The sequence below is a fragment of the Streptomyces sp. NPDC048442 genome, assembly GCF_040651475.1.
Classification (GTDB): domain Bacteria; phylum Actinomycetota; class Actinomycetes; order Streptomycetales; family Streptomycetaceae; genus Streptomyces.
Genome location: NZ_JBEZKB010000013.1, coordinates 1 through 24,270, shown reverse-complemented (window position 1 = coordinate 24,270; position 24,270 = coordinate 1). Strand labels below are relative to the sequence as shown.

The window sequence follows — 24,270 nt, the reverse complement described above, 5'->3', positions numbered from 1 at the left end:
TGTGAGGCTCCGAGAAGGCTGATGTCAGGCTCCGAGAAGGCTCATGTGAGGCTCCGCGCACGGCGGCCGCCGCGCTGTCCGCCGCCGGGGCCCGCGAACCAGAGCAGCAGGCCGACGCTGCTCGCCCGCATCGACATGATCAGTCCCTGCGCGAGTCGTGCGCCTCCCCACACCAGCAGCCCCGCGCCGATCCCGCCGACCAGCAGGCCGGCCAGGACGTCGTGCGGGTAGTGGACGCCGACGAAGACCCGGGAGAACGCCATCAGCACGGCCATCGGCGCGACGAACACCGCGAGCCGCGGCCAGGCCAGAACAAGACCGACGGCCGCGGCGCCCGCGATGGCGGAGTGGTTGCTGGGGAACGACCAGTCACCGACGGCCGGGCACTCGACCAGCGGCCGGGCGGCCCTGGCGACGGCCCGGCACGGCCGGTCCTCGTGGATGAACGACTTGAAGAGCTCACTCGCCACGTACATCACCCCCGTCGCCAGCGGCGCGAGCACGGCGACCGCGACGGACGCCGCACTGTCGCCGCGGGCCCGCCACCAGACGACGACGAACAGGGCGGCGAAGACCAGCAGCCCCAGCTCCGTCCATATCTCGGCGAGGTACTGGAACCAGCCGGGAGTGGAGTGCGCGAAGTTGAGGATGGCGCGGTAGAGCGCGCTGCTGCTGTCCATGCCCCCAGACGTTACGGAATGGACGGGTGGCGTTCACAATCGTCGATCGTCAACTCCTGTGGGTGACCGCCCACGACGAAAGTGGGGGCCGGTTCTCCTCATCCGGAATGATGATCGGCAAAAGATGCCGCGACAGCGGCGGGTGGGGCAGGAGTTGGGGTCCCTTCTCTCGTAGAGTTCGGGCCGTGGGATCTATGCGTAATCCAGTCGGGCCGCTCCCCTCCTCCATTTACTGGCGACGGAGGGCCGTCGGGCTGTCCTTGCTGGCACTGATGGTGGTGCTGGTGCTCTGGGTCGTGCTCTCCGGCGGGGGAGACGACGACAGGACGGGCAAGGGGAAGGGCGGACCCTCACCCGCCGCCTCGATCACCCCGGGCCCCTCCGGGACCGGCCCCGTGGTCCCGGGCGAGCCGGGCGGCCGCGAGACGACGGGCGGCAACGGCGGTACGGACGGGGGCGATGCGGACGGCAGCGCTTCGGAGGGCTCCTCGGACGGCTCCTCGGACGGCTCCTCGTCCGGAGCGGCGGACTCCGGCGGGGCTACGGGCGGCGGCGACGCGGCGTCGGGCGGCGCGGGTGGCGCCGGCGGTGCCGGTGCGGGTGGCGCAGGGGGTGCGGGGGGTGCGGGGCAGCAGGTTCCGGCGAACTCGCCGCTTCCCAACTGCGTGCCGGGATCTCTGGAGTTGACGATCCGTGCGGTGCCGGTCCGGGTGCCCGTCGACAAGAACCCGAAGTTCGAACTGACCGCGAAGAACACCTCGGCCACGGCCTGCAAGATGGACTTCGGCCCGGACGCGGCGACCGTGACCATCAAGAACGCCGAGAGCGAGAAGGTCTGGTCCTCGAAGGACTGCCCCAAGGGCGCGAAGTCGCTGCTGCTGCAGATCCCGGCGAAGACGACGGTGACGCACGCGGTCGAGTGGGACCGGACCCGCAGCGACGCGACGAAGTGCGAGGCGCCGACGGGGGGGCAGGTGGGGCCGGGCACGTACGTGGTGGAACTGACCGGAGCGAAGATCCCGGCGTCGATCTCCCTGGAGAAGGACTGACCGGTGGGCATTGTGCGGGTGCGGCGGGCCTGGTGGTCGTCGTGCGGGTGCGTCGTGGCTGATCGCGCAGTTCCCCGCGCCCCTAAGTCAGCCTCCTTGGGCAGCGGGGCCGCCCCCCGGGGGCGGGACGGGTGGGCAAGGGGGCGGCCCCCACGCGGAGCCCCGCCCTCAGGCCGCACGCGCTCGCGACCGCCCCGACCGCCCGCGCCCAGCTACACGTACCGCTCCAGGATGGACGACTCCGCCAGTCGCGAGAGTCCCTCCCGCACGGAGCGGGCCCTCGCCTCGCCGACCCCGTCGACCGTCTGCAGGTCGTCCACGCTTGCCGCCAGCAGCTTCTGCAGGCCGCCGAAGTGCTCGACCAGCCGCTCGATGATCGCCCCGGGGAGTCGCGGGACCTTGGCGAGGAGCCGGTAACCCCGCGGCGAGACCGCCGAGTCGAGGGTCTCGGGCGAGCCGCTGTAGCCCAGCGCCCGCGCCACGGTGGGCAGTTCGAGCAGCTCGCTGTGGCTGAGCGCGTCCAGCTCCGTCAGCGCCTCGGCCACCGTCCGCGACCGCTTCGCCGTCGGCTCCGGCACGTAGTCCCGTACGACCAGCTCACGCTCCGGCTCGACGCCGGCGATCAACTCGTCGAGCTGGAGGGAGAGGAGCCGCCCGTCGGTGCCCAACTCGACCACGTACTCCGCGATTTCGGTCGCGATCCGCCGCACCATCTCCAGCCGCTGCGCGACCGCCGTGACGTCGCGGACCGTCACCAGGTCCTCGATCTCCAGCGCGGAGAGAGTCCCGGCGACCTCGTCGAGGCGGAGCTTGTACCGCTCCAGGGTGGCGAGCGCCTGGTTCGCCCGCGACAGGATCGCGGCCGACTCTTCCAGGACCCGGCGCTCTCCGTTCACGTACAGCGCGATCAGCCGCATCGACTGGGACACCGACACCACCGGGAAGTGGCACTGCTTGGAGACGCGGTCCGCCGTGCGGTGCCGGGTGCCGGTCTCCTCGGTGTGGATCGACGCGTCGGGGACCAGCTGGACGCCGGCCCGCAGGATCTTCGTCATGTCCTTGTCGAGGATGAGCGCACCGTCGAGCTTGCAGAGCTCGCGCAGGCGCGTCGCGGTGAATTCGACGTCCAGGACGAAGCCGCCCGTACACATCGACTCGACGGTCTTGTCCATGCCGAGGACGATCAGCCCGCCGGTATTGCCGCGCAGGATCCGCTCCAGGCCGTCGCGCAGCGCCATGCCGGGGGCGACGGCGCTCAGCGAGGCGCGGATCTGGGCCTCGTTGCCGGAGCCGGCGCTGGAGCCTCCGCCGGACTTTCCGGGTGATGAGGCCCGGTCGTTGGCTGCCACTGCACTCCTCCGGTCACGGGTCACGGTCGGTCCGCCCCTGCCCGGGACGGTCAACTTCGCCTCGCGGGCGCGGTGGACGGGCGAGACCAGGGCAAAGTCTACCGGCGCTCCTCCTCGCTCCGGGGGGCCTGTGCGCGAGACCGGCGCGGAAGGACGCTCAGGGCGGCCCCCATGTCGGCCACCTCGGTCACCTTCATCCCGGCAGGGACACGGCCCGGGTCGCCCGGGACCAGTGCGTGGGTGAAGCCGAGCCGGTGTGCTTCGGCCAGTCTTCGTTGTACGCCCGTGACCCTGCGGATCTCTCCGGCGAGCCCGACTTCGCCGATCGCGACCAGATTCTTGGGCAGCGGGGTGTCGCTGGCGGCCGAGGCGAGGGCCAGCGCGACGGCCAGATCGGAGGCCGGCTCGGAGAGTTTCACGCCGCCGACCGTCGCGCAGTAGATGTCGCGCTTGCCGAGTGCGCTGATCTTGCCGCGCTGTTCGAGCACCGCCAGCATCATCGAGACGCGGGAGGTCTCCAGGCCGGAGGTGGTGCGGCGGGGGGAGGGGATCTGGGAGTCGACGGTGAGCGCCTGGACCTCGGCGACCAGTGGGCGACGGCCCTCCAGGGTGACGGTCAGACAGGTGCCGGGGACGGCCACGTCGCGGCGGGTGAGGAAGAGGCCGGAGGGGTCGGTGAGTCCGGTGATGCCCTCGTCGTGCAGCTCGAAGCAGCCGACCTCGTCCGTCGCCCCGTACCGGTTCTTCACGCCGCGGACCAGGCGCAGACGGGCGTGCCGGTCGCCCTCGAAGGAGAGGACGACGTCCACGAGGTGTTCGAGCAGGCGCGGGCCCGCGATGTTGCCGTCCTTGGTGACGTGGCCGACCAGGAGGGTCGACATGCCGCGCTCCTTGGACGCCCGGATGAGCGCCGCCGTCACCTCCCTGATCTGGGCCATGCCGCCCGGGGCGCCGTCCAGTTCGGAAGAGGCGACGGTCTGCACGGAGTCGAGGATCAGCAGGGAGGGCTTGACGGCGTCCAGGTGGCCGAGGACGGCGGAGAGGTCGGTCTCGGCCGCCAGGTAGAGGTGGTCGTTGAGCGCGCGGATGCGGTCGGCGCGCAGCCGGACCTGGCTCGCGGACTCCTCCGCCGTGACGTACAGCGTGCGGTGCTCGTCGGTGGCCGCCTTCGCGGCGACGTCCAGCAGGAGCGTCGACTTGCCGACGCCCGGCTCGCCCGCGATCAGGACCACGGCGCCGGGCACCAGACCGCCGCCCAGCACCCGGTCCAGCTCGGGCACGCCGGTGGAGCGGGCGGTGGCCGTACGGACATCCACCTCGCCGATGGGGAGCGCGGCGCTGGAGACCCGGCCGGCGGCGGTGGTGCGGATCGCGGGCGCGCCGTACTCCTCGACCGTCCCCCAGGCCTGGCATTCGGGGCAGCGGCCGAGCCACTTGACGGCCGTCCAGCCGCATTCGGTGCAGCGGTAGGACGGCCGGTCCTTCGCGGATTTCGTACGGGCAGCCATGTCGTCACCGTACAGACGGGGACTGACAACGCCGTACGGAGCCGTCCCGCACCGCCCGCGCCGAGTGGGCGCGGGGCGCATAGCCTGGGCGCCATGTCGGTAATCACCGCAATTGCCCTGCTCGTACTGGCCGTACTGCACGCGTACATCCTGGTGTTGGAGATGTTCCTGTGGCAGACGCCGAGGGCGCGGGCAGCCTTCGGTACGACCGAGGAATTCGCCGCCGCGACCAAGTCGCTCGCCGCCAACCAGGGCCTCTACAACGGTTTCCTGGCGGCCGGTCTGGCCTGGGGCGCCTTCGCGGCCGAGCCGGTGGCCTTCCCGGTGCGGATCTTCTTCGTGGTGTGCGTGGCCGTGGCGGGGCTGTACGGGGCGGCCACGGCAAGCCGCAAGATCCTCTTCGTGCAGACCGTCCCGGCGCTGATCGTGCTCGCGCTGGTGCTGGCACACGGTCGCGGTGCGTGAGGGCATAGGCCACTGGTATGGGGCAGAAGGTGGCGGAATATGGAATTCCCGCTCTCTTTCGAGGGATCTGTTCACCCGTATGGATTAAAAGGGCTCAAGGAGAGCCGGGGGGCGGGCGCGGCGCCCCTACGGTCGGCCGGATGACGACCAGCAGGCGGGAGCACCCCACGCAGTCCACCGGAAGCGCCGGGTCCACCGGCACCACGGGTGGCGCCGGATCCACCGGTGCGCACGGGACGCGCCGGCGCGCGCCCCGCACGCTCGCCCAGCGGCCTCCGTCGCGGTACGAGCCGTACCTGGACGGGCTGTTCACCTACGCCCTGTCGGTACTGCGCGACCACGACGTGGCGACGGCGGTACTCGGTGACGTGCTCGCGCTCGCCGAGCGCAGCCACGGACGCAGCCCCTCCGGCGAACCGGAACGCAAGGCCTGGCTCTACGCACTCACCCGCTGGTCCTGTCTGCGCAGCCTCGCCGATGAGAAGCGCCGCAGGCAGGGTGCGCATGGCGGCCAGCAGGTCCACCGCCCGCCCTCGGCCGTACCCGAACCGGAACTTCCGGTCGAGGAGAGCGTGGCGCGCAGACGGCACGCCGACCTCACCCTCCTCGCCTGGCCCGAAGCGGCCGGCACCACCCCCGAACAGCGCGAGGCCCTGGAGCTGGCCGTACGCCACAGCCTCTGCGCCCGGCAGGTCGCGGCCGTCCTCGGCCTGGACCAGCCGGCGGCCCGCGAGCTGCTCGCCGCGGCGGCCTGCGAGGTGGAGCGCACCCGGGCGGCGCTGATCGTCGTCGAGACCGGCACCTGCCCGATCGTCACCCGGCTCACCGGCGACGACCAGGTCCTGCTCAGCACCGCTCTGCGCGGCGAACTCGTCCGGCACGTCGACGACTGCCCGGTCTGCCGCCGCGCCGCCGAGCGCGCGGGCGCGGGCGGCCCGTGGCCGGGAACGGGCGCATCGGCCGGTCTGCTCCCGCTGGTGGAGGCGCCGCGCGCGGCGGCGTACATGGCGATGCTGCACGCGCCGCGGGCGCCGAGGAGCGGCACTCCGCGCTTCGACCGCGAGGGGTTCCCGCTGGACCCGAAGGACCGGGCGGCCCGCCGCGAACGCCTCCGTACGAGAGCGCTGACGACGACGGTCGTCGCGACCGTCGTCGCCGCGCCGGTGCTGGCCCTGTGGGCCGCGTACCGGGGAGAGCCCCTGGGGGAGGGGCACCGGGGCGCGACGGTGACGGCGAGCGAGGAGGACGGGATCCCGGGGCGCGACGGGGACGACGGCAACGGCGACGCGTACGAGAACACGGGCAACGCGCACAACAGGCCCGACCCGGGCTCCTCGGCCGGCAGCGGTGCGCGGGGCGGCGGGCAGGACGTCTCGGTCGAGCTCCTCACCCCCGGGCGGGCGCCGGCACCCGGTGCGGGGCGCCTCGCGGTGGCGGTGGAGTCGTCGGGCCACACGACGGTCGTACGGCTGACAGTGTCCGGGGGCGGGCCCGTCGCCTGGTCGATGTGGACCAACGCGTCGTGGCTGCACCTGAGTCGGGCCTCGGGAACTCTCGCGCCGGGGGAGTCGTTCACGGTCTACATCACGCTCGACCGTGACAGGGAACCCGCCGGCCCCTGGACGGCCCGCATCGGGGTCTCGCCGTCCGGGGCAGTGATGACGGTGTCGGGGCGGGGGGCGGTGGTGCCGGTGCCTTCGACGCCGGCTCCACCGGGCGGGACGGGGGATCCGGGGCCGGGTCCGGATCCGGATCCGACGGTGCCGAGTACGCCGCCGCCGTCTCCGCCGACCTCGCCGCCCACTTCGCCGCCGACGGATCCGCCGAGTACGCCGCCGCCGAGCACCCCTCCGCCGACGGATCCGCCGTCGCCGACGTCCGACCCGACAGAACCGGCGCCGTCGGGGACGGCCTGAGGGCGGGGGTCCGCGTGGGGGCCGCCCCCTTGCCCACCCGTCCCGCCCCCGGGGGGCGGCCCCGCTGCCCAAGGGGGCTCGGGGAGGCTTTTAGGGGCGCGGGGCTGAGGGGCAGTCTTTTAGGGGCGCGGGGAACTGCGCGACCAGCCACGACGCACCCGCACAATCCCCCCACCCCGTCCCCGCCCCCAGCGACTCAGCCGCCGCCCGGGTCCGCCGGATGCGGTGCCACCAGCGGCAGCTGCGAGGCCAGCCTCGCCTCGCACAGCTCGGCGAGGCGGGCGTACCCCCCGGCACCCATCAGCTCCGTCAGCTCCGGCCGGTACGACACGTACACCGGATCCCCCGCCCCGTGGGCGGACGTCGCCGACGTGCACCACCAGTGCAGGTCGTGGCCGCCGGGACCCCATCCCCGCCGGTCGTACTCACCGATCGTGACCTGCAGGATCTTCGTGTCGTCCGGCCGCTCGATCCAGTCGTACGTCCGCCGCACCGGCAGCTGCCAGCACACGTCCGGCTTGGTCTCCAGCGGCTCCTTGCCCTCCTTCAGGGCGAGGATGTGCAGCGAGCAGCCCGCTCCGCCCGCGAACCCCGGCCGGTTCTGGAAGATGCACGAGCCCTCCCACCGCCGGGTCTGGCGTTCGCCGTCCTCGTCCTCCTGGGTCCAGCCGCCCTTCGCCGTCCCCACGCCGTGGAACTGCCAGATGTCCGGGGTCAGCCGCGCCACGTGCCCCGCGACCCGCTTCTCGTCGTCCTCGTCGGAGAAGTGCGCCCCGAGCGTGCAGCAGCCGTCGTCGGCGCGGCCGAGCTTGATGCCCTGGCAGCCGCTGCCGAAGATGCACGTCCACTTCGAGGTCAGCCAGGTCAGATCGCACCGGAAGACCTGTTCCTCGTCCTCCGGGTCGGGGAATTCCACCCAGGCACGGGCGAAGTCCAGCCCCTGCTCGTCGTTCAACGCCACCACGTCCGACTTCGACTTCTTCGCGGCTTTTTCCGGCTTCGCCTTTTTCGTCTTTGGCACGGGGCAAGGGTAGGCGCAGGAACGCCCGTGGCGCGCCGCAGTAGCGTTCCGCCCATGAGACTCGGAGTCCTCGACGTCGGTTCGAACACGGTGCACCTGCTGGTGGTGGACGCCCATCGCGGCGCCCGCCCTCTTCCCGCGCACTCCTTCAAGGCGGAACTCCGCCTCGCGGAGCTGCTCGACGAGGACGGTGCGATCGGATCCGTCGGCATAACCCGCCTGGTGGCCACCGTCGGCGAAGCCCTGGAGGCCGCCGAGGACAAGGGCTGCGAGGACGTCATGGCGTTCGCGACCTCCGCGGTCCGCGAGGCCAGTAACGCCGACCACGTACTGGCCCGGGTGCGCGAGGAGACCGGCGCCGACCTCCAGGTCCTGTCCGGCGAGGACGAGGCCCGGCTGACCTTCCTGGCCGCCCGCCGCTGGTTCGGCTGGTCGGCGGGCAAGCTGCTGCTGCTCGACATCGGCGGTGGCTCGCTGGAGATCGCGTACGGGATGGACGAGGATCCGGACACCGCCGTCAGCCTTCCGCTGGGCGCGGGCCGCCTCACCGCGGGCCATCTTCCCGGGGACCCGCCGGACGCCCAGGACGTACGGGCCCTGCGTCGGCACGTACGCACACAAATTGCCCGTACGGTGGGCGAATTCGTCCGCTTCGGACGGCCTGACCATGTGGTCGCGTCCTCCAAGACGTTCCGTCAGCTCGCCCGGATCGCGGGTGCCGCCCGCTCCGCCGACGGTCTCTACGTACAACGTGAGCTGAGTCGCAGTGCGCTCAAGGAGTGGGTGCCGAAACTGGCCGCGATGACCGCCGAGCAGCGCACCCAGCTGCCCGGCGTCTCCGCCGACCGCGCGCCCCAACTCCTGGCGGGAGCCCTGGTCGCGGAGGGTGCGATGGACCTCTTCGAGGTGGAGACGCTGGAGATCTGCCCGTGGGCGCTGCGCGAGGGCGTCATTCTGCGGCGGCTGGATCGCCTCCCCTCGTCGTGAGCCCCCGTGGCCTCCCGTGGCCTCCCCGCGGCCTCCCCGTGGCCGGACGAGGCCCCTCGGCTCTTCCCGCGCCGGAGGGGGACCGTACGCTGTCCTTCGTGGCAGAAGTGGCGAAACCAGCGGTACCGGCCGTGCGCATCCCCGATGCGAAGGTCGCGCTGTCCACCGCCTCCGTTTACCCGGAGTCGACGGCGACGGCCTTCGAGATCGCCGCACGCCTCGGCTACGACGGCGTCGAGGTCATGGTGTGGACGGACCCCGTCAGCCAGGACATCGAGGCGCTGCGCAGACTCTCCGACTACCACGGCGTCCCGATCCTCGCGGTGCACGCGCCGTGTCTGCTGATCACCCAGCGGGTGTGGTCGACGGACCCGTGGGTCAAGCTCCAGCGCGCCCAGGCCGCCGCCGAGAAGCTGGGTGCGTCGACGGTCGTCGTCCACCCGCCCTTCAGGTGGCAGCGCAATTACGCACGCGACTTCGTGACCGGGATCTGGCGGATGGCCGAGGAGACCGACGTCCGCTTCGCCGTCGAGAACATGTACCCGTGGCGCTACAAGGACCGCGAGATGCTGGCGTACGCCCCCGAGTGGGACGTCACCAAGGACGACTACCGGCACTTCACCGTCGACCTCTCGCACACCGCGACCGCCCGCACCGACGCCATGGCCATGATCGACCGCATGGGCGAGCGGCTCGGCCACGTCCACCTCGCGGACGGCAGGGGTTCGGCGAAGGACGAGCACCTGGTGCCGGGCCGCGGCACCCAGCCCTGCGCGCAGCTCCTGGAGCGCCTGGCCGCCACCGGCTTCGACGGACACGTGGTCGTCGAGGTCAACACCCGCCGGGCCATGTCGTCCGCCGAACGCGAGGCCGACCTCGCCGAGGCCCTCGCCTTCACCCGCCTGCACCTGGCGTCGGCGTCCTCGTCCTCGGCGAACGGGCCGGTGCGGGTGCCGGGCGCATGAGCTCCCCGGTGGAGCCGGACGCTCCGCGCCGCCGCGGGCGCCCGCCCCGTACCGCGGCGGGCGAATCGGCCCCGGCCGCCCGCGACCGGATCCTGGCCGCCGCCCGCACCGAATTCGCCGAGCGCGGCTACGACAAGACCTCGGTACGTTCCATCGCCAGGGCCGCCGGCGTCGACTCGGCCCTCGTCCACCACTACTTCGGTACGAAGGACGAGGTCTTCGCCGCAGCCGTCGAGGTGTCCTTCGAACCGGCCCTGGCCCTGGAGGCCCTGACCGGCCAGGGCGTCGACGGCATCGGCGAGCGCATCGCCCGCTACTTCTTCAGCGTGTGGGAGAACCCGGCGACCCGGGGCCCGCTCCTCGCGGTCGTACGGTCCGCGCTGACGCACGAGGCGGCGGCGAAGGTGCTGCGCGGCTTCGTACTGCGCCGCCTCCTGGAGCGGATCGCGGCGGACCTGGACGTACCGGAACCGACGTTCCGGGCGGAGCTGGCGCTCTCGCACATGATCGGGATCGCGATCGTGCGGTACGCGCTGGAGGTCGAGCCGCTGGCGTCGGCGGAGGTGGACGACATCGTGGCGATGGTCGCCCCGACCCTCCAGCGGTACCTGACCGAAGGCTGAACGGGCACCGACCGGAGCCGACGGACACCGACCGAAGCCGACGGGCACCCGTGGCCGAAGGCTGCACGAACACGGTGACCGAAAGCTGAACGGGCACCGGCCGGGCACAGTGACCGAAAGCTGAACAGTCATTCCGCCATCCGGACAAGCTGTCCAAATCCTGGAGCCGAGGCGTACGCTCGGTGGCAGTTCGTACCGTACGTATCCGTACTCCTGGGAAGTGAACCCGATGCCCGAGCTGAGGTCCCGCACCGTCACCCACGGCCGCAACATGGCAGGCGCCCGCGCGCTCATGCGCGCCTCCGGTGTAGCGAGCGAGGACATCGGCAAGCCGATCATCGCGGTCGCCAACTCCTTCACCGAGTTCGTCCCCGGCCACACCCACCTCGCCCCGGTCGGCCGGATCGTCTCCGAGGCGATCCTGGCGGCGGGCGCCGTCCCCCGTGAGTTCAACACCATCGCGGTCGACGACGGCATCGCGATGGGCCACGGCGGAATGCTGTACTCCCTCCCGTCCCGCGACCTGATCGCGGACTCGGTCGAGTACATGGTGGAGGCCCACTGCGCCGACGCCCTGATCTGCATCTCCAACTGCGACAAGATCACCCCCGGCATGCTGATGGCGGCGCTCCGCCTCAACATCCCCACGATCTTCGTCTCCGGCGGCCCGATGGAGTCCGGCCGGGCCACCCTCGTCGACGGCACCGTCCGCACGCTCGACCTGGTCGACGCGATGTCCGACGCGGTCAACGACAAGATCTCCGACGAGGACATGCTCCGCATCGAGGAGAACGCCTGTCCCACCTGCGGCTCCTGTTCGGGCATGTTCACCGCCAACTCGATGAACTGCCTCGCCGAGGCCATCGGACTCGCCCTCCCCGGCAACGGCTCGACCCTCGCCACGCACACCGCCCGCCGCGCCCTGTACGAGAACGCGGGCCGCACGATCGTCGAGATCACCAAGCGCCACTACGAGCAGGACGACGCGACCGTCCTGCCCCGCGCCATCGCCTCGCGCGCCGCGTTCGAGAACGCCATGGCCCTCGACATCGCCATGGGCGGCTCCACCAACACGATCCTGCACCTGCTGGCCGCCGCCCAGGAGGCCGAACTCGACTTCGGGCTCCGGGAGATGGACGAGATCTCGCGCCGCGTCCCCTGCCTGGCCAAGGTCGCTCCGAACGTCGGCAAGAACCGCACGTACTACATGGAGGACGTCCACCGCGCGGGCGGCATCCCCGCCATCCTCGGCGAGCTCTACCGCGGCGGACTCCTCAACGAGGACGTCCACTCCGTCCACTCCCCGTCCCTCGCCGACTGGATCAAGTCCTGGGACGTGCGCGGCGGTTCACCGTCCGCCGAGGCGACCGAGCTGTGGCACGCGGGCCCCGGCTGCGTCCGCTCCGCCACCGCCTTCTCGCAGTCCGAGCGCTGGGACACCCTCGACACCGACGCCGAGGAGGGCTGCATCCGCTCCGTCGAGCACGCCTACTCCAAGGACGGCGGCCTCGCCGTCCTCAGGGGCAACCTCGCCCCCGACGGCTGCGTCGTGAAGACCGCCGGTGTCGACGAGTCGATCTGGACCTTCGAGGGCCCGGCCGTGGTCTGCGAGTCGCAGGAGCAGGCCGTCGAGAAGATCCTCCTCAAGGAGGTCAAGGCGGGCGACGTCGTCGTCATCCGTTACGAGGGCCCCAAGGGCGGCCCCGGCATGCAGGAGATGCTCTACCCGACCTCGTACCTGAAGGGCACCGGCCTCGGCAAGCAGTGTGCGCTGATCACCGACGGCCGCTTCTCCGGCGGCACCTCGGGCCTCTCGATCGGCCACGCCTCGCCGGAAGCGGCGTCCGGCGGCACGATCGCGCTCGTCGAGGACGGCGACCGCATCCGCATCGACATCCCGAACCGTACGATCGAACTCCTGGTCTCCGGCGAGGAGCTGGCGGAACGCAGTGAGGCGCTCGGCGGCGTGTACGCCCCGAAGAACCGCGAGCGCAAGGTCTCGCAGGCCCTGCGCGCGTACGCCGCGATGGCGACCAGTGCGGACAAGGGTGCGGTGCGGGACGTGTCGAAGCTCGGCTAGTACGGGGCAGGCCCGGCGGGGCGGTCTCGCACCAGGCCGGGCGCGGTTGCCGGGGACGAGGAGTACTCGTCCCGCGGCAACCGCGCCCGGCCTGTGCATGTGCCGGGCCTGTGCATGTGCCCGGCCTGCTCAATTTCGAGGCGCCGCGGGGTCAGAGGGCGATGACCAGCAGGGCGAAGGCGGCGACGATGACGGCGACGCGGACGTAGTGGTAACGCTCCCAGCGGTTCGCCTGCTGCTTCCAGTCGGCGGGCCGGTTCTCAGGGGTCCACGTCTTGCTCCGGTTGTTGATCGGGACGAGCAGCAGGATCGACATGATCACGCTGACCATCAGCAGCGCGCCGGCGGTGACGACGAGGCCGGTGCCGTGGTCGTGCCATCCGGTGACCGCCCAGACCGCGACCAGGATGAGCGAGCTGATGTACCAGACCGGCATCACGGCGCCGAGCATCCGGCCTCCGTGGGCGCGGCCGAGCTGGCCGCTGTCGCCGGGGAGTGCGTCGAGTATCCGGTTGATGACGAAGGCGACGGAGAACTCCACGCCCACCATCACGCCGACGGACACGGTGGTGAACACCTCAAGTGCATTGAGCATGACGGCCACTCCTGATTTCTAGCGCTGCTAGCTGATGACGCAACGCTAGTACTACTACCGCTCGATTGTCTAGCGGTGCTAGGGTCGAATCATGTCGGTACAGGAACGCAAGCAGCGCGAACGGCTGGAGCGCGAGCGCCTCATCGTGGCGACAGCCCGTGAACTCGCCGAGCAGCAGGGCTGGGACGCGGTCACCACCCGCCGGCTCGCCGAGCGCATCGAATACAGCCAGCCCGTCCTCTACAGCCACTTCCGCGGCAAGCGCGAGATCATCGGCGCCGTCGCGCTCGAAGGCGCTGCCGAGTTGGCCGCGGTGCTACGGGCCGCGACCTCGGCCACGTCTTCCGTGACCACGTCCACCTCGGCCGCGCCCTCCGCCGTGTCCTCGGCCGCGCCTTCTGCCGCGCCCTCCGCCTCGGACGGCCCTCGCGCCCGGGTCGCCGCCCTCGCCCGCGCCTACCTCGACTTCGCCGCACGCAACCCGGCGGTCTACGACGCCCTGTTCGCGCTCGACGGCGGCCTGGCCTTCGCGAACGAAGACACCCCCCAACCCCTGAAGGACGCCTTCGCCGCCCTGCTGGAAAGCCTCGGCGAGGTCGCGGGGGACGGCGTCCACCCGGGAGTGTTCACCGAGATGTTCTGGGCGGCGCTGCACGGGCTGGCCACCCTGACCCGAGCGGGACGGCTGCCGCCGGAGTACGCCGAGTCGAGGGTGGAGCTGCTGGTGGACCGGCTCCCCGTGTTCTGACCCACCGTCGTCAGGGCCGAGGCGGGTTGCCGCCCCCGCCCCCTCTCGGAGGAGGAGGCGGGGGCGGCGGCGCTCCACCTCCGCCTTCCCGGCCGTCTTCCCTGCGTCCCTCCCCGCCACCCGCCCGCAGTGCCGGATCCGCCGGGTCGAAGGAGAAGACCTCGCCGCTCGTGCCGGTGACGATCAGCGAGCCGCCCGCGAGCAGGACCGTTGTGTCGTGGTACGCGGCGGGCGGCGTGCTCCGCTGCGCCGAGCGCCACATCTCCCTGCCCGTACGGGAGTTGAGTGCGACCACCTTCCCGCTGAGGCTCGGCAGGAACAGGGTCGCGCCCTTGCGGTCGGTCTCCGGCACGCCCAGCCCCCGCACCCCGGCCTCCTTCCGCCAGCGAAGACCGCCGGTCCTGGCGTCGTACGCGGAGACCGTCCCCCAGTGGTGCACGAAGTAGACGGTGCCGTGGAGCAGGACCGGGCGCCCCTTCGGCGTGCCCGCCAGGGCGAGGGTGCGCGGGGCGCGGGCGCCGGTGGGGTCGACGAGGAGGAGCGAGGAGTGGCTGCCCTCGTGGTTGGCGTGCTCGGCGGCGTCGCCGAACCGCGCCCACTTGGCGAAGACCAGCAACCCCTTGTCGATCCCCAGGAGTTCGTGGTCGCGGCCCTTGGTCACCAGGGCGGCCGGCCTGCCGTCGGCGGTCGCGTACCGGACGTAACTCCGGGGCGCGGCACCGTCGTCGGGGCGCGTGCAGGCCCCGTACAGCTGCCCTTCGCGTACGAACGGGGAGCAGGCCTGCCCGGCCGGGTTCTTCGCGGTCCAGCGGGTGACGCCGGTGACGGCGTCGCGGGCGACGACGGTGCGCAGGCCGGCGTCGGGGGCGACGACGAGCCCGCCGAGGACGGCGGGCGGTTCGTAACCGCCGGCGGGCCGGTGCCAGAGGCGGTGGCCGTCCCGGGTGTCGAGGGCGGTGAGTCGCCGGGCCGAGTCCGACACGGTCTCGACGACGAAGACCACCGTGCCCTTGGCGGCGGCCTCGGACGGGGAGGAGTCGTTGATCTCCTGGGTGCCGGGGGCCGTCGGCGGCTCCGGTGCGCGCCAGACGGTGGAACCGGTGGCGGCATCCAGCCGTACGGCCCTGAGGTTGGACCCGCCACAGTGCACGGCGGGGCCGGACACGGTGCAGCGAACCCCCTCGAAGGGCCCCCACGCACCTGCGGCGGTGGGCAGCGCGGTCTGCCAGGAACGCCGCGCGGCCGACGGCTTCGCACTGCCCTCACTGCCCTTGTCGGTCGTCCCGCCGGGGGAGTGCAGCAGAAGTACGAGCCCACCGACGCCGAGCGCGAGCAGGAACGCGGCGGCGGAGCCGAGGCGGACGCGACGGGAGAGGGAGGTGCGGGCGGTGGGGGGAGCGGGAGTGCAGAGCGGAGGTGTGGGCCGGCCGCCGACGGAACCCCCACGCCGAACGACGACGGTGTCGGTATCGCCGTCGATATCCCTGTCGCCGTCAGTACCCGCACCCGCATCGGCATCCGCATCGGTATCGGTATCGGCATCCAGCCCTACCCCCACCCCCGGGACGGTCGCGGGCGTCCACCGCCGTAACAGCGTGGCCAGTTCGTCCGTGTCCGGCCGGTCCTGCGGTTCCTTGACCAGGCAGTACTCCAGGATCCCGCGCAGCGGTTCGCGCACGCCGTCGAGCACGGGCTGCTCGTGCACCACCTGATACGCCGTCAGGTACGGGCTGTCCGCGTCGAACGGGCCGCGCCCCACGGCCGCGTACACGAGCAGCGTGGCGAGCGAGAAGACGTCGGATGCGGGACCGATGGTGCGGGGGCTGTTGAGCTGCTCGGGCGACATGAACGGCGGGGTGCCCATCACGTGCCCGGTGATGGTCAGCGCACGGTTGCCGACGGCGCGCGAGACGCCGAAGTCGATGACACGGGGCCCGTCGTGGGCCATGAGTACGTTGGCGGGCTTGAGGTCGCGATGTACGACGCCGACGCGATGAATGTCCCGCAAGGCCTCGACGAGCCCGAGCGCCAGCAGCCTCAACTCCGCCTCCGCCAGCGGCCCCTGGCTCTCCAGCCGCTCGGCGAGGGTCGGCCCGGGAACGTACTGGGTCGCCATCCACGGCCGTACGGCATCGGGATCGGCATCCAGGACGGCGGCGGTGAAAGCCCCGCTCACTCTCCGCGCGGCGGCGATCTCCTGCCGGAAACGGGTCCGGAAGTCCGGATCGGCGGAGTACTGCTCGTGGATCACCTTGACGGCGACCTCGCGACCGGAGGGAGACCTGCCGAGGAAAACGGCGCCCATGCCACCGGTACCGAGCCGGCCGAGGAGCCGGTAGTCCCCGATGAACTGGGGATCGTCCGCCGCGAGCGACACGGCTCAGCTCCCTTCGACTCCCTCACCGGGAGAAGTGCGTGGTCACCTCACCCTAGAACGCACGAGCGCCCCCGAACCCCCAAAACCGGAATGCCCCACCCCCAACCCCTGCCCAAACCCTGCCCACTTCCACCCCCACCCGATCACCACCCGATCCCCCAACGAGTAACCCCCCCCGGGAACGAGTAACCCCACGGGCCCCTCCGCCCTGGGCCGTCGCTGGGCCGTCGCTGGGCCGTCGCTGGGCCGTCGCTGGGCCGACGCGCCCGCCCCTCCCGGCTGCTGCGTCCGCGTGCCTCCTCCGTCCCCGGGCTGGCGCCTCCACGCCCTCCTGCACCCGCTGTGGGCACGCGCTCCCTCGCCGCACCCGCACCCGCCCTCACCCACGGCCCCGCCCCCGGACCTGCAACCGCCCCCTCCCCCCACCCCCGGGGATAATCGACCCCGTGAGCGAGAACCCCCAGAACTCCGACGCCGACGCCCCCACCACCCCTGCCACCCCCACCACCCCCACCGGCCCCCAGCCCGAGCCCCTCCGCTTCTTCGGCACGACCTGGCTGCACCACGACAACGGCTACGCCCTGCGCCGCGCCGGCGTATCGGTCGGTTCGATCGCGGCCGCGGTCGCCGGCTGCTTCCTCCTCCGCTTCGCCTACCAGGGCCTTCAGATCGCAGACGTCGGCGGCATCGTCGGCATGCTCGTCGTGGTGATGTTCGCGATCTGCAGCGCCATCGCGTTCCGCAAGACCTGGGAGGGCTTCTCCGCCCGCCCCGCGGACCCGGCCCGCGAGCAGTCCCTCCGCAGCCTGAAGACCATCGGCTTCGTCGGCTCGCTCCTGGCGTACTTCTTCCGCTCCCTGACCGAGGCCCCCGGCGAGAAGCTGCACCGCACGGAGTACGAGACGGCCCTCAAGCAGTACGAACGCCGCCGAGGCTCCCGTACGGGCAACCCGTCCGCCCGCAAGAAGAAGCCCAAGCGCAAGTAACCCTCCCCAAAGGTCACCCCGAAGGCCAGGATGGCCCCATGGCCACCCCACCCCACCCTCCCGAACCCCGATCAGCACCCAAAGCCGGATCAGCCCCCGAAGCCGAAGCCGAAGCCGGCACCGGAACCCCCGCCCCCGCCGCCTCCCCCTCCAGCTCCTCCAGCCCCTCCACCCCCTACTTCGCCTCCCCCACCCTCGCCCCCGCCCACTTCACCTCCCGCGCCCACTCCTTCAACGCCGCAGCCGCCAGCTACGCCGCCCACCGCCCCTCGTACCCGCCCGCCCTCCTGGACGCCGTCGAGGAACTGGCCGGCCGCCCTCTCTCCGGTGCCCGCGTGGCCGACATCGGCGCCGGCACCGGCATCGGAACCGCCGTGCTCGTCGCCCACGGCGCCCGCCCGATCGCCGTCGAACCGGGCGACGGCATGGCCGCCGAGTTCCGCCGTACGCTCCCCGACGTCCCGCTCGTCCGGGGCGACGGCAACCATCTCCCCCTCGCCACCGCCTCCGCCGACTTCATTACGTACGCCCAGGCCTGGCACTGGACCGACGCCGCGCTCTCCGCCCCGGAAGCGATGCGCGTCCTGCGCCCCGGCGGTGCGCTCGCCCTCTGGTGGAACGTCATGGACGACACCGTCCAGTGGGTCGCCGACCAGGACACCCGCCTCCGCACCTTCTTCGCCGACACCCCGAGCGCGGACCCCGAGCCGAGCACCCCCACTCAGCCGTCCACCGAAGCCGAGCCGGGCACCCCCACCCCCATGAGCGCCCACGGCAACATGAAGAACCGCATCAGCCACAACACCGGCGGCCTGAACTTCCTGTCCCGCAAGGTCCCCTGGAGCCGCCGCATCTCCATCGAAGAGCACCTGGCGAACCTCGGCACCCACTCGGCGTTCCTGATCCACGACCCGGAATCCACCGATCGCTTCTTCGCGAAGGAGCGCGCCGAACTCCTCAACGCCTTCCCGGACGGCTGGCTCGAAGAGCCGTACGTGGTCGAACTCCACGTGGCCCGCGCCCCCCACTGAGCAGCCGCCTCAGAGGCACGGGGGCAGGAGCAAGTACCTGCCCCTCACCACCCCGCGGACCGAAGCCCCTCACCACACCCGCAGGCCGAAGCCCTTCATCCCCGCCGAGCCCCCCACCTCACCCCCGCCCACACCAGCAGCACTCCTCCCACGGCCCCGACCACCCAGTCCGAAGCCGCCGGAACCCCCGCCTCCCGAAGCAGCGCCGCCACCCCGAAGCTGGTCCCCCAGACGCTCTCCGTCAGGGCCGACCCGAACCCCTGCACAAAGAAGAGCGTGCCGACGATCCACAGCGCCGTCTGCCCACCGGGCTTTCCTGTCCCACTCACCGCTCGTCCCGAAGTCATCCGTACGTACACCTTCCGCATGGTCGACAACGCGCATCGCCGTTCCGATACGCTTGCATCAGTACGACCGTAACAGCGTTCCGATGCAAGTGCATCACATCGCCTAGACTTACCGTCATGCCGAGACAGGTGGACCACGACAGCCGACGCCGCCAGATCGCCCGGGGCGTCTTCGAGCTCATCGCCGAACGCGGCCTGGAAGCCGCGACCCTGCGCGACGTCGCCGCACGGGCGGGCGTCTCCATGGGCGCGGCGCAACGCTGCTTCCGCACCAAGGGGGAGATGCTGCTCTTTGCGCTGGAGTACATGAATCAGCAGGTCACCACCCGGATCCAGGCCGCGATCGCCGACTCGGAGGACCCCGGGTCGACGATCACGATGCTGGAGCAGACGCTCCTCGGCACGATCCCCACGGACGAACAGGGCCGCGCGGAGGCCCGGGTCTGGCTGGCCTTCTCCGCCCAGGCGGCCATCGACCCGAAACTGGCCGCGGTGCAGCGCGAGCAGTACGACGGCCTGGCCGAGCTCCTCACCCTGCTCATCCGCGTCGCGCAGGACGCCGGTGGCCTGCGCGACGACCTCGACGCCAAGTCCGAGGCCGAATCCCTGATCGCCCGCACGGACGGCCTGAACATCCAGCTCCTGCTGTCCCGGACGACCCCCGCCGAGGCTCGATCCGCCCTGCGCCACCACCTGGGCGCCCTGCGCACCTCCTGACCAAGTCCCGACCCCGTATCTCGACCCCGAGCACCCGGCCCCGTACCCGTACCCGTACCCGTACCCCGGCCCCGGCCCCGGGCCTGTGCCCGTACCTCGGCCGCGTGCCCGTGCCTCGGCCCTGGGTCCGTGCTCCGGCCCCGCACCCGCACCCGCACCCGTACCCCGCACCCGTACCTCGGCCCCGGGCCCGTACCCCGGCCCGGGGCCCGCACCCCGCACCCGCACCCCGGCCCCGTACCCCGAGCTCGCCCCAGCTTCGTACCCCCTGCCTGGACATCGTCCACGAGCACGCTCAACCCGGCAGCAGGCCATCCACTGACCTGCAAACCGCCGCCCCCGGGCGGCTCGCCCCCGATCCCAGTGGTCGGCCCGAGCCCGACAGGTGCGCCGGGCGCCGTGCCGGTGTCACGCCCGTACGCCCCCTGAATGTCCCCGGCGGACCCCTTCAGTCCTTGACGCCTCCGCAGCCATGGGCGCATAATTCATCAAGTGATGAATAAGCCCTGGAGTCCTCCATGACCACTCCCCACCCCGCAGCCGCCGGTGCGACCACTCCAGTCACTCCGACCACTCCGATCACTCCGGACGCCTCGCCCCCCGTCCTCCTCGCCCTCTCCGCCCGCGACCTCACCGTCACCCGCGGCCCCCACCCCGTCCTCCACGACCTCACCTTCTCCATCCCGTCGGCTCGGATCACCGGCCTCCTCGGCCCCTCCGGCTGCGGCAAATCCACCCTGCTGCGCGCAGTGGTCGGTACGCAGGCCAAAGTCGCCGGCACTCTCACCGTCCTGGGCCTCCCCGCAGGGCACGCAGCCCTCCGCCCCCGCATCGGTTACGTCACCCAAGCACCGTCCGTCTACGACGACTTGACGGTCCGCCAGAACCTCGCGTACTTCGCCGCGATCCTCACCCCCGGCCGCGCCGCCGCCGACCACCGCCGCGAGTCCGTCACCCGCGCACTCGCCGACGTCGACCTCACCGCCCAGGCCGACGCCCTCACCGGCAACCTCTCCGGCGGCCAGCGCAGCCGCGTCTCACTCGCCGTGGCACTCCTCGGCACCCCGGAACTGCTCGTCCTCGACGAACCGACGGTCGGCCTGGACCCGGTCCTGCGCCGTGACCTCTGGGACCTCTTCCACGCCCTCGCCGCCGAACGCGGCACCACCCTCCTGATCTCCTCCCACGTCATGGACGAGGCCGAACGCTGCGACCGCCTCCTCCTCATGCGCGAGGGCCGGATCCTCGCCGAGGACACCCCGGCCGCCCTCCGCGCCCGTACCCAGACCCCCACGGTCGAGGAAGCCTTCCTCCACCTGGTCAGCCAGACCTGACCGAGCGCATCCCACCCACCCCGAAGGGACCTGGCCCCATGTCCCCCCACCGCACCCTCTCCACCGCAGCCCGCGTACTGCGCCAACTGCGCCACGACCCCCGCGCAACGGCCCTGATGCTCCTGGTCCCGGCAGTGATGATCACGCTCCTCCGCTTCGTCTTCGACACAGCACCCGGCCAGGTAAGCGGAAGCGGAGGCGGAGGGGGCGGGGGAGCAGGCCCCAGTCCCTTCGACGCCGTAGGAGCCTCCCTCCTCGGCATCTTCCCCCTGGTCACGATGTTCCTGGTGACCTCCATCGCCACCCTCCGCGAACGCACCGGCGGAACCCTCGAACGCCTCCTCGCCATGCCCCTCGGCAAAGCGGAACTGATCGGCGGCTACGCGCTCGCCTTCTCGCTGCTCGCCCTGATCCAGGCCGCACTCACCACCGCGCTCGCGGTCTGGCTGCTGGGCCTGGACGTCATGGGCTCCCCCTGGCTGCTCCTCCTGGTGGCTCTCCTGGACGCCCTCCTCGGCACGGCCCTCGGCCTCTTCGTCTCGGCCTTCGCGGCGTCGGAGTTCCAGGCGGTCCAGTTCATGCCGGTGGTGATCTTCCCGCAGCTGCTGCTCTGCGGCCTGTTCACCCCGCGGGCCACCATGCAGCCCGTACTGGAGGCGATCTCCACGGTCCTCCCCATGTCGTACGCGGTGGACGCGATGAACGAGATCCGCACCCACACCGAGATCACGGCCACCTTCGTCCGCAGCACCTCGATCGTCGCCGCGGCCGCCCTCCTGGTTCTCTGCCTGGGCGCCGCCACCCTCCGCCGCCGCACCCCGTGACCCCCTCCCACCCCTCGGACACCCCTCCACTCCCCACCCGCCCCGGTGCAAGGATGGCCAGGTACCTGAGCCCCACCGCCCCGGAGGGTGTCCCGCATGACCCAGCAGCCAGCCGCAACGCACACCACCACACCTGAAACACCGGCACCGGCACCCGCACCGGCCCCCGCACCCGCCCCCACGCCGAAGACCGTCGCCGTCCTCGGCACCGGAAAGATCGGCGAAGCCCTCCTCAGCGGGATGATCCGCGGCGGCCGCCGCCCGGCGGACCTCCTGGTCACCGCCCGCCGCAGCGAACGCGCCGAGGAACTCCGCACCCGCTACGGCGTCGAAGCGGTCTCCAACGCCGAAGCCGCCAAGCGCGCCGACACCCTCATCCTCACCGTGAAGCCCCAGGACATGGGCAAGCTCCTGGACGAGCTCGCCCCGCACGTCCCCGCCGACCGCCTGGTCATCAGCGGCGCAGCCGGCATCCCCACCTCCTTCTTCGAGGAGCGCCTCGCCGCCGGCACCCCCGTCGTCCGCGTCATGACGAACACCCCCGCCCTCGTCGACGAGGCCATGTCCGTCATCTCGGCAGGCAGCCACGCGACCCCCGCCCACCTCGCCCACGCCGAGGAGATCTTCGGCGGCGTCGGCAAGACGCTGCGCGTCCCCGAGTCCCAGCAGGACGCGGCCACCGCCCTCTCCGGTTCGGGCCCGGCGTACTTCTACTTCCTCGTCGAAGCGATGACCGACGCCGGCATCCTGCTGGGCCTGCCCCGCGCCCAGGCCCACGACCTGATCGTGCAGGCCGCCATCGGTGCCGCAGTCATGCTCCGCGACAGCGGCGAGCACCCCGTGAAGCTCCGCGAAGCCGTCACCTCCCCGGCCGGCACCACCATCAGCGCCATCCGCGAGCTGGAGAACCACGGCGTACGGGCGGCCCTCATCGCCGCCCTGGAAGCCGCCCGCGACCGCAGCCGCGAACTGGCCTCCGGCAACGGCTGACCCCCACCGGGACGGCCGCGAACGGCCCAAAGGCCCACGAGGACCCAAGGCCCACAAGGACCCAAAGGCCCACGAGGACACGGAGCCCAGGCCGCCCCGCCCCTCACCCCGCAGGCATCAACCCAATGGCCCGGTACGCCGCATCCACGGTGGGCCGGGCCATCGCCCGTGCCCGCGCAGCCCCCTCCCGCAGCACCCCGTCCAGATACCCGGGATCCGCCGCCAGCTCCGCGTGCCTCTCCCGCACCGGCCGCAACACCTCCACCACCGCGTCCGCGACATCCTTCTTCAACGCCCCGTACGACGCGTACGAGCCCGCCAGCTCCTCGGGCGTCCCCCCGCCCCCACAGGCCGCCAGCACCTCCAGCAGATTCGCCACCCCGGGCTTCTTCTCCCGGTCGTACTCGACGGCCCCGCTCCCGCTGTCGGTCACTGCCCGCATGACCTTCTTCCGCACCACGTCCGCCTCATCGAGCACAAAGACCACACCCCCGGTCCCCACAGTCGTCTTCCCCATCTTCGAAGCCGGATCCTGCAGGTCCATGACCCGCGCGGCCACCGTAGGCCTGGTCGCCCGAGGCACCACGAACGTCTGCCCGTACTTCTGGTTGAACCGCACCGCCAGGTCCCGCGTCAGCTCCACATGCTGCGTCTGGTCGTCCCCCACCGGCACTTCACTCGCCCCGTACGCCAGGATGTCCGCGGCCATCAGCACCGGATACGTCAGCAACGACAGCCGCACACTCTCCCCGGCCGCCTGTGCCTGCACGGTCTTCTCCTTGTACTGGATCATCCGCCGCATCTCCCCGTCGGAAGCCGTGCACTCCAGTACGTACGAAAGCCGCGCATGCTCATCCACATGGCTCTGCACGAACAAGGTGCAACCAGCTGGATCCAGGCCGGCCGCCAGCAGCAGCGTCCCCACCTGCCGGCTGAGCCGCAGCACCCGCGCCGGATCGTGCTCCACGGTCAGCGCATGCAGGTCCACCACGCAGAACAGCGCCTCACCCCGGTGCTGGTCCACCTCTGTCCACTGCCGCACGGCCCCGAGGTAGTTCCCGAGCGTCATGTGCCCGGTCGGCTTGATCCCACTGAAGATCCGCGTCATCTCTCTCGTCCTCCTGGTCGAGGCCGCCACCACCGGCGACCGACCTCCCGGAGGGAGATACACAAACGGCCGCCGAAGCGGCGGCCGTTTGGTGCATACGTGTGCGCGGCCGCCGTCAGGCGGCCCACCAGCAGAGGGTGCACGTACGCGTAGTCATGCGGACCACCGTAGCCCCACAACCCGGGGTTGACACAGGATTTGCCCGTACGTAATGTTCTCCGAGCTGTCCGACTGTGAGTACTGACCCCGGTCGGTCCCCGGACAGTCATTCCGCACCAACCATTCGAGCAGGCGACTCTCCGTCGCATTGTCTTCGCGTGCGCTTTTGCGAAATGTAGGAATCCGCGTTCGAGAGGACGCACCCCGATTGGCATCGGGGCCCAGGAATCCGCTAATGTCTCACTCGTCGGAACGGCCCAACGGCCGCAAAGACAAACCCCGCTGACTGGGAATCAGGCCCGAAAGGATCTGATAGAGTCGGAACCGCCGGAAAGGGAAAACGCGAAAGCGAAGAACCTGGAAAGCACCGAGGAAGTCGGAACGGAAACGGTCTGATAGAGTCGGAAACGC

At 71.7% G+C, this 24,270-nt stretch carries 22 protein-coding genes; 14 read left to right on the top strand and 8 right to left on the bottom strand.

Annotated elements, in window-relative coordinates:
• Nucleotides 1-41: 41 nt before the first annotated feature.
• On the bottom strand, nt 42-680 hold the full coding sequence (locus tag AB0D18_RS20480; RefSeq protein ID WP_362420201.1) for a phosphatase PAP2 family protein: 639 nt from the start codon (nt 678-680) through the stop codon (nt 42-44).
• A 194-nt stretch (nt 681-874) separates the two neighbouring features.
• On the opposite strand from AB0D18_RS20480, the gene AB0D18_RS20475 reads away from it, so the two are divergent.
• The gene (locus AB0D18_RS20475; protein WP_362420695.1) at nt 875-1,729 is read left to right on the top strand and encodes a hypothetical protein; all 855 of its coding nucleotides are present in this window, start codon (nt 875-877) and stop codon (nt 1,727-1,729) included.
• A gap of 212 nt (nt 1,730-1,941) precedes the next feature.
• Here the strand turns inward: AB0D18_RS20475 and disA are convergent, their stop codons facing one another.
• The gene (disA, locus tag AB0D18_RS20470; protein WP_362420198.1) at nt 1,942-3,078 is read right to left on the bottom strand and encodes a DNA integrity scanning diadenylate cyclase DisA; all 1,137 of its coding nucleotides are present in this window, start codon (nt 3,076-3,078) and stop codon (nt 1,942-1,944) included.
• Between the two features lie 98 nt (nt 3,079-3,176).
• Nucleotides 3,177-4,586: a DNA repair protein RadA gene (gene radA / locus AB0D18_RS20465; RefSeq protein ID WP_362420195.1), complete on the bottom strand. Its 1,410-nt coding sequence runs from the start codon at nt 4,584-4,586 to the stop codon at nt 3,177-3,179.
• 93 nt (nt 4,587-4,679) lie between these two features.
• On the opposite strand from radA, the gene AB0D18_RS20460 reads away from it, so the two are divergent.
• Together AB0D18_RS20460 and AB0D18_RS20455 are read left to right on the top strand one after the other, a co-directional pair.
• The gene (locus AB0D18_RS20460) at nt 4,680-5,051 is read left to right on the top strand and encodes a DUF1304 domain-containing protein (RefSeq protein WP_362420192.1); all 372 of its coding nucleotides are present in this window, start codon (nt 4,680-4,682) and stop codon (nt 5,049-5,051) included.
• Between the two features lie 140 nt (nt 5,052-5,191).
• Nucleotides 5,192-6,967 carry a hypothetical protein gene (locus AB0D18_RS20455; RefSeq protein ID WP_362420189.1) on the top strand — a complete coding sequence of 592 codons (1,776 nt, stop codon included), beginning with the start codon at nt 5,192-5,194 and terminating at the stop codon, nt 6,965-6,967.
• 196 nt (nt 6,968-7,163) lie between these two features.
• Here the strand turns inward: AB0D18_RS20455 and AB0D18_RS20450 are convergent, their stop codons facing one another.
• Nucleotides 7,164-7,988: a hypothetical protein gene (locus AB0D18_RS20450; RefSeq protein ID WP_362420187.1), complete on the bottom strand. Its 825-nt coding sequence runs from the start codon at nt 7,986-7,988 to the stop codon at nt 7,164-7,166.
• Between the two features lie 54 nt (nt 7,989-8,042).
• Between AB0D18_RS20450 and AB0D18_RS20445 the strand changes: the two genes are divergently transcribed.
• The 4 genes from AB0D18_RS20445 to ilvD all read left to right on the top strand — a co-directional run bounded on the left by AB0D18_RS20445 (nt 8,043) and on the right by ilvD (nt 12,643).
• Nucleotides 8,043-8,975 (top strand): Ppx/GppA phosphatase family protein, encoded by a 933-nt coding sequence (locus AB0D18_RS20445; protein WP_362420184.1) that lies wholly within the window; start codon nt 8,043-8,045, stop codon nt 8,973-8,975.
• 107 nt (nt 8,976-9,082) lie between these two features.
• Nucleotides 9,083-9,940 (top strand): sugar phosphate isomerase/epimerase, encoded by an 858-nt coding sequence (locus tag AB0D18_RS20440; RefSeq protein ID WP_362420692.1) that lies wholly within the window; start codon nt 9,083-9,085, stop codon nt 9,938-9,940.
• Nucleotides 9,937-10,563 carry a TetR family transcriptional regulator gene (locus AB0D18_RS20435; protein ID WP_362420181.1) on the top strand — a complete coding sequence of 209 codons (627 nt, stop codon included), beginning with the start codon at nt 9,937-9,939 and terminating at the stop codon, nt 10,561-10,563. The genes AB0D18_RS20440 and AB0D18_RS20435 overlap by 4 nt, the downstream gene beginning before the upstream one ends.
• A gap of 229 nt (nt 10,564-10,792) precedes the next feature.
• Nucleotides 10,793-12,643: a dihydroxy-acid dehydratase gene (gene ilvD / locus AB0D18_RS20430; protein WP_362420178.1), complete on the top strand. Its 1,851-nt coding sequence runs from the start codon at nt 10,793-10,795 to the stop codon at nt 12,641-12,643.
• Nucleotides 12,644-12,794: 151 nt separating this feature from the next.
• On the opposite strand, the gene AB0D18_RS20425 is transcribed toward ilvD, so the two are convergent.
• Complete coding sequence (locus AB0D18_RS20425) at nt 12,795-13,238, bottom strand: DUF1772 domain-containing protein (protein WP_362420175.1); 444 nt, start codon at nt 13,236-13,238, stop codon at nt 12,795-12,797.
• A 91-nt stretch (nt 13,239-13,329) separates the two neighbouring features.
• Between AB0D18_RS20425 and AB0D18_RS20420 the strand changes: the two genes are divergently transcribed.
• Entirely contained in the window at nt 13,330-13,986 is a 657-nt protein-coding gene (locus AB0D18_RS20420) for a TetR/AcrR family transcriptional regulator (protein WP_362420172.1), read from the top strand.
• A 10-nt stretch (nt 13,987-13,996) separates the two neighbouring features.
• On the opposite strand, the gene AB0D18_RS20415 is transcribed toward AB0D18_RS20420, so the two are convergent.
• Complete coding sequence (locus AB0D18_RS20415; protein WP_362420169.1) at nt 13,997-16,363, bottom strand: PQQ-binding-like beta-propeller repeat protein; 2,367 nt, start codon at nt 16,361-16,363, stop codon at nt 13,997-13,999.
• A 446-nt stretch (nt 16,364-16,809) separates the two neighbouring features.
• On the opposite strand from AB0D18_RS20415, the gene AB0D18_RS20410 reads away from it, so the two are divergent.
• A complete protein-coding gene (locus tag AB0D18_RS20410; protein WP_362420166.1) occupies nt 16,810-17,349 on the top strand; it encodes a hypothetical protein in 540 nt (179 codons plus the stop codon).
• 38 nt (nt 17,350-17,387) lie between these two features.
• Complete coding sequence (locus tag AB0D18_RS20405; RefSeq protein WP_362420163.1) at nt 17,388-18,380, top strand: class I SAM-dependent methyltransferase; 993 nt, start codon at nt 17,388-17,390, stop codon at nt 18,378-18,380.
• Between the two features lie 95 nt (nt 18,381-18,475).
• On the opposite strand, the gene AB0D18_RS20400 is transcribed toward AB0D18_RS20405, so the two are convergent.
• Nucleotides 18,476-18,727: a hypothetical protein gene (locus AB0D18_RS20400; RefSeq protein ID WP_362420160.1), complete on the bottom strand. Its 252-nt coding sequence runs from the start codon at nt 18,725-18,727 to the stop codon at nt 18,476-18,478.
• Nucleotides 18,728-18,844: 117 nt separating this feature from the next.
• Here AB0D18_RS20400 and AB0D18_RS20395 point away from each other — a divergent pair, with 117 nt between their 5' ends.
• From AB0D18_RS20395 to proC, 4 genes are all read left to right on the top strand, one after another.
• Nucleotides 18,845-19,444 carry a TetR/AcrR family transcriptional regulator gene (locus AB0D18_RS20395; RefSeq protein WP_362420157.1) on the top strand — a complete coding sequence of 200 codons (600 nt, stop codon included), beginning with the start codon at nt 18,845-18,847 and terminating at the stop codon, nt 19,442-19,444.
• Nucleotides 19,445-19,962: 518 nt separating this feature from the next.
• Nucleotides 19,963-20,778, top strand: coding sequence for an ABC transporter ATP-binding protein (locus AB0D18_RS20390; protein ID WP_362420154.1), 816 nt, complete (start codon nt 19,963-19,965; stop codon nt 20,776-20,778).
• 38 nt (nt 20,779-20,816) lie between these two features.
• On the top strand, nt 20,817-21,602 hold the full coding sequence (locus AB0D18_RS20385) for an ABC transporter permease (protein WP_362420151.1): 786 nt from the start codon (nt 20,817-20,819) through the stop codon (nt 21,600-21,602).
• Between the two features lie 96 nt (nt 21,603-21,698).
• Nucleotides 21,699-22,592 carry a pyrroline-5-carboxylate reductase gene (gene proC / locus AB0D18_RS20380; RefSeq protein ID WP_362420148.1) on the top strand — a complete coding sequence of 298 codons (894 nt, stop codon included), beginning with the start codon at nt 21,699-21,701 and terminating at the stop codon, nt 22,590-22,592.
• Nucleotides 22,593-22,695: 103 nt separating this feature from the next.
• On the opposite strand, the gene trpS is transcribed toward proC, so the two are convergent.
• Nucleotides 22,696-23,700: a tryptophan--tRNA ligase gene (trpS, locus tag AB0D18_RS20375; protein ID WP_362420145.1), complete on the bottom strand. Its 1,005-nt coding sequence runs from the start codon at nt 23,698-23,700 to the stop codon at nt 22,696-22,698.
• Between the last annotated feature and the right edge of the window lie 570 nt (nt 23,701-24,270).

Coding starts and splice junctions, on each gene's coding strand:
- AB0D18_RS20480 (WP_362420201.1), bottom strand. CDS start 680: ATGGACAGCAGCAGCGCGCTCTACCGCGCCATCCTCAACTTCGCGCAC.
- AB0D18_RS20475 (WP_362420695.1), top strand. CDS start 875: ATGCGTAATCCAGTCGGGCCGCTCCCCTCCTCCATTTACTGGCGACGG.
- radA (WP_362420195.1), bottom strand. CDS start 4,586: ATGGCTGCCCGTACGAAATCCGCGAAGGACCGGCCGTCCTACCGCTGC.
- AB0D18_RS20460 (WP_362420192.1), top strand. CDS start 4,680: ATGTCGGTAATCACCGCAATTGCCCTGCTCGTACTGGCCGTACTGCAC.
- AB0D18_RS20455 (WP_362420189.1), top strand. CDS start 5,192: ATGACGACCAGCAGGCGGGAGCACCCCACGCAGTCCACCGGAAGCGCC.
- AB0D18_RS20445 (WP_362420184.1), top strand. CDS start 8,043: ATGAGACTCGGAGTCCTCGACGTCGGTTCGAACACGGTGCACCTGCTG.
- AB0D18_RS20435 (WP_362420181.1), top strand. CDS start 9,937: ATGAGCTCCCCGGTGGAGCCGGACGCTCCGCGCCGCCGCGGGCGCCCG.
- ilvD (WP_362420178.1), top strand. CDS start 10,793: ATGCCCGAGCTGAGGTCCCGCACCGTCACCCACGGCCGCAACATGGCA.
- AB0D18_RS20425 (WP_362420175.1), bottom strand. CDS start 13,238: ATGCTCAATGCACTTGAGGTGTTCACCACCGTGTCCGTCGGCGTGATG.
- AB0D18_RS20420 (WP_362420172.1), top strand. CDS start 13,330: ATGTCGGTACAGGAACGCAAGCAGCGCGAACGGCTGGAGCGCGAGCGC.
- AB0D18_RS20405 (WP_362420163.1), top strand. CDS start 17,388: ATGGCCACCCCACCCCACCCTCCCGAACCCCGATCAGCACCCAAAGCC.
- AB0D18_RS20400 (WP_362420160.1), bottom strand. CDS start 18,727: ATGACTTCGGGACGAGCGGTGAGTGGGACAGGAAAGCCCGGTGGGCAG.
- AB0D18_RS20395 (WP_362420157.1), top strand. CDS start 18,845: ATGCCGAGACAGGTGGACCACGACAGCCGACGCCGCCAGATCGCCCGG.
- AB0D18_RS20390 (WP_362420154.1), top strand. CDS start 19,963: ATGACCACTCCCCACCCCGCAGCCGCCGGTGCGACCACTCCAGTCACT.
- AB0D18_RS20385 (WP_362420151.1), top strand. CDS start 20,817: ATGTCCCCCCACCGCACCCTCTCCACCGCAGCCCGCGTACTGCGCCAA.
- proC (WP_362420148.1), top strand. CDS start 21,699: ATGACCCAGCAGCCAGCCGCAACGCACACCACCACACCTGAAACACCG.
- trpS (WP_362420145.1), bottom strand. CDS start 23,700: ATGACGCGGATCTTCAGTGGGATCAAGCCGACCGGGCACATGACGCTC.